Consider the following 580-nt stretch of genomic DNA (forward strand, 5'->3'; position numbering starts at 1 on the left):
ATTCTCTCCTCGCCTACCTGTGTCGGTTTGCGGTACAGGCACCTTTTATCTCGCTAGAAGCTTTTCTTGGCAGCGGGGAATCAAAGACTTCGCTCCATAAGGAGCTTCCCCATCACAGCTCAGCCTTTACGATAAGCGGATTTGCCTACTTATCAGCCTAACTGCTTGGACGTGCACAACCAATCGCACGCTTCTTCTATCCTTCTGCGTCCCTCCATTGCTCAAACGATAAAGAGGTGGTACAGGAATATCAACCTGTTGTCCATCGCCTACGCCTGTCGGCCTCGGCTTAGGTCCTGACTAACCCTGAGCGGACGAGCCTTCCTCAGGAAACCTTAGGCATTCGGTGGACGGGATTCTCACCCGTCTTTCGCTACTCATACCGGCATTCTCACTTCTAAGCACTCCACCAGTCCTTCCGGTCTGACTTCACTGTCCTTAGAACGCTCCCCTACCACTGATACCATTCGGTATCAATCCGCAGCTTCGGTGGTGTATTTAGCCCCGGTACATTTTCGGCGCAGAGTCACTCGACTAGTGAGCTATTACGCACTCTTTAAATGGTGGCTGCTTCTAAGCC

At 51.9% G+C, this 580-nt stretch carries 1 rRNA gene; it reads right to left on the reverse strand.

Features of this window, described 5'->3' with window-relative positions:
- Positions 1-580 (reverse strand): 23S ribosomal RNA (locus tag MR083_RS26825); the annotation flags it as partial.

The organism is Bacillus cereus group sp. BfR-BA-01408 (assembly GCF_022663305.1).
Classification (GTDB): domain Bacteria; phylum Bacillota; class Bacilli; order Bacillales; family Bacillaceae_G; genus Bacillus_A; species Bacillus_A pacificus.